This is a genomic window from Emticicia agri, assembly GCF_004168285.1.
Classification (GTDB): domain Bacteria; phylum Bacteroidota; class Bacteroidia; order Cytophagales; family Spirosomataceae; genus Emticicia; species Emticicia agri.
In genome coordinates, this window is sequence record NZ_SEWF01000151.1 from 1 (window position 1) to 2,948 (window position 2,948).

Consider the following 2,948-nt stretch of genomic DNA (forward strand, 5'->3'; position numbering starts at 1 on the left):
TACTCTACCCGAAGATTTTTAATTTATAAACAAAAAGGCTGAATTTTGTAGCGACCAAGCAAACAAAACCAACCTTTTAGAATGAGAAAACTCATTAGGGACGAAATTATAAAGATTTTTGATAAAATACCTCTTGCTAAGAATCTATCAAGGAAAAAATTCATTGGTGATTTTCTGATAGGGATGCTCGAAAGCCGGAAGGTGCAATTTAAAGAAATAGCCTTGCACATTGAGAGTGAAGCTACATTAGAATCAGTTGAACGTAGAATACAGGCATTTTTTAAGGATTATGATTTCGATTACAGGCAAGTATGTCTCTTACTATTAATGTTTTTACCTAAAGGTAAACTTCAATTATCAATAGATAGAACCGAATGGGACTTCGGCATTTATCAATGCAATATTTTGATGATAGTTGCCAAAAATGGTTCAATAGGGATTCCATTGTATTGGGAGTTATTAGATAATAATTCAGGTAATAGTAATTGTAAAGACAGGTGTGACTTATTACAATCAATTGTAGATGTGATAGGTTTGGATAGAATCGGTTTGATAGTTGGAGATAGGGAATTTATTGGTATTCAATGGCTAAAGTATCTAAAAGACAGGCAGATAAACTTCTGTATGAGATTACCTAAAAACCATTTGATAACACTTAAGAATGGGGCTGTTTGTTCAATAAACGACTTATTGTCCCATCAACAGGAGCGTTACTTTGAAACATGTTTGGTCGATGGAATCTGGTGCAATACTATGCTAAAGAAATTAGATAATAAAGACTTTTTGTTTCTGATAGGTAATCTGCCAGCCAAGCAGTTAGGAAATCTTTACCGACATAGGTGGTGTATCGAAGTTCTGTTTCAAACTTTCAAACAAAGGGGCTTTGATTTAGAAACTACTCATATTAAAGGAAACGAAAAACTTAGTAAATTGTTGGTTTTTGTTAGTATTGCTGTAGCTATAGCACTGAAAACAGGTCAATATCTCCATCAAAAAGTAAAGATGATTAAAGTCAAAAAACATGGATATAAAGCTAATAGCTTCTTTAGAAAGGGTTTAGATTATATCAGAGTAAATCTAAAAAGACAAAAACAAAATTTTATAGCTACTTGTCAGATGCTTGTATATGATTTTTTGAGGTGGATTCATTTACAATTCATCTATCACAAGGAATTAACAAAAATCTTCGGGTAGAGTACTGTTTTACCCGCTCGATGGTATAATGAATGGATTTTTTACCACCATAAGCAATTTTTCTGGATACAACAGAAGCAGAAGTATAATAGGCTAAACGGGTATAAAATTCTCCCTGGCCAAAAAATGCTTTTTCTGTTTGCAGGTCATCTAACGGGATAGATTTCTTAGAAAAGAAAAATAGCTCATCTCTGTAGGCCTTGAAGCGTTGAACGCTATCCTGTGCATTAACAAAACGATAATCAAGCATCAGTGCTACGCCTTCATCAAACCAGGTCGGGATTTTTGTTTTGGTTTTCCACCAGCCTACACGAGTCATTAATTCATCATGCGACATTTCATGGGCAATCACATCTGCATTGAGTCCATCTTTATTTAACACTATCCATGAACCTACGGGTGTGCCTATGGTACAACCTGCCCCCTCTGATGTACGGCAATATTGCTGATACTTTTCCAGATTATCGCAAAATATAATGGTTGCTTCACCTTTCTGGCTGCCCCAAAAACCTTCTACACGTTTTTTAGCAATTTTAATATACTTTTTTAACGAATCCTGCTGTTTTAAAGTAGTACCAGTAGCTATATATACACCAGATTGTAAAGCATTGAAGTTATCGTACTTTACTAAAGAGCAGCGCAATACCTGCGGAAAAACCGAGATAAAAAGTAAAAAACAAAAGAATAGAAAGATAAATATGGGTTTCAGGAATCTCATTATTCTGTTAACGTATGATAACTAACTGAAAGTTCGCGCTATAAGATGTATGTTATTAAAAGTTTATGACGTAATTTTGGCAAAATTTTTTAATCACCTTACGACTTAAAAATATATGTATCAAATTATCCAACCGATTCACTCATATCTGGCATATCTTACTTTATTTCTATTAGCTTTTGCTACACTGAATGGAATGATGGGGTCAAGTAGTCAGAAAGCTTTTGAAGAAAAGCATTTAAGAATCAATAAATTTGCCCTCATAGCTACGCATACCATGTTTCTGTTAGGTGTTATTCTGTTGTTTACTTCTCCTATTACACAGGCTGCTTTTGCCGATATGAAAGCAACAATGAAAGACCCCTATTATAGATTATATGCCGTTGAGCACCCTACTATTAATTTACTTGCCGTTATTTTAGTAACTATCGGCAATGCCCGTGTGAAACGTGCAGTGGGTAATGGAAAGAAATTCAAGCAAACCATGATTTTCTTTGGTTTGGCTTTAGTGTTATTATTAACTCGTATCCCGTGGAGTGCATGGCTTGGGTTAAATTAATCTGTAGCAAACCTATGTGCATTTAGCAAGCATAGTATTTACAGAAGGTAATTACCAAATAAAGTTTATCAGATAATTTATGTTAAGACCATATTTAGGAAATATAGGGCATTTGTCCATTATTGTTGCGTTTGTTGCTGCCTTAGTTTCTACGTATGCCTATTGGCAAGCGAGCCGCCCGACGGCACAAGTGTTGAAAGATGTGGCTACCGATTGGCTCAAATTTGCTCGTCGTGCTTTTTATGTGCATACGGTGGCTGTTATCACGGTTTGTGCTTCATTGCTAAGTATTATTTTCAATCATTATTTTGAGTATCATTATGCCTGGGATAACTCTTCATGGAGTTTGCCTTTGGGCTATGCTGTTTCCTGTTTCTGGCAAGACCAGGAAGGAAGTTTCCTGCTCTGGATGTTCTGGAATGTGATTGTAGGCGTGATATTAATTAACTCGTCTTTACGAAAAAACAAGGCTTTAGA

3 protein-coding genes and 1 pseudogene are annotated in these 2,948 nt (G+C 35.2%); 3 read left to right on the forward strand and 1 reads right to left on the reverse strand.

Annotated elements, in window-relative coordinates; all coding sequences use genetic code 11:
* Window positions 1–81: 81 nt before the first annotated feature.
* The gene (locus tag EWM59_RS27420; RefSeq protein WP_130019099.1) at window positions 82–1,194 is read left to right on the forward strand and encodes an IS4 family transposase; all 1,113 of its coding nucleotides are present in this window, start codon (window positions 82–84) and stop codon (window positions 1,192–1,194) included.
* On the opposite strand, the gene EWM59_RS27425 is transcribed toward EWM59_RS27420, so the two are convergent.
* Window positions 1,157–1,912, reverse strand: a complete 756-nt coding sequence (locus EWM59_RS27425; RefSeq protein WP_130024365.1) for a hypothetical protein — start codon at window positions 1,910–1,912, stop codon at window positions 1,157–1,159. The two genes, EWM59_RS27420 and EWM59_RS27425, sit on opposite strands and share 38 nt — an antisense overlap.
* A 115-nt stretch (window positions 1,913–2,027) precedes the next feature.
* Between EWM59_RS27425 and EWM59_RS27430 the strand changes: the two genes are divergently transcribed.
* On the forward strand, window positions 2,028–2,471 hold the full coding sequence (locus EWM59_RS27430; RefSeq protein WP_130024221.1) for a hypothetical protein: 444 nt from the start codon (window positions 2,028–2,030) through the stop codon (window positions 2,469–2,471).
* Between the two features lie 79 nt (window positions 2,472–2,550).
* A pseudogene (locus tag EWM59_RS27435) lies at window positions 2,551–2,948 on the forward strand (cytochrome C biogenesis protein); the annotation flags it as partial.

Coding starts and splice junctions, on each gene's coding strand:
- EWM59_RS27425 (WP_130024365.1), bottom strand. CDS start 1,912: ATGAGATTCCTGAAACCCATATTTATCTTTCTATTCTTTTGTTTTTTA.
- EWM59_RS27430 (WP_130024221.1), top strand. CDS start 2,028: ATGTATCAAATTATCCAACCGATTCACTCATATCTGGCATATCTTACT.
- EWM59_RS27420 (WP_130019099.1), top strand. CDS start 82: ATGAGAAAACTCATTAGGGACGAAATTATAAAGATTTTTGATAAAATA.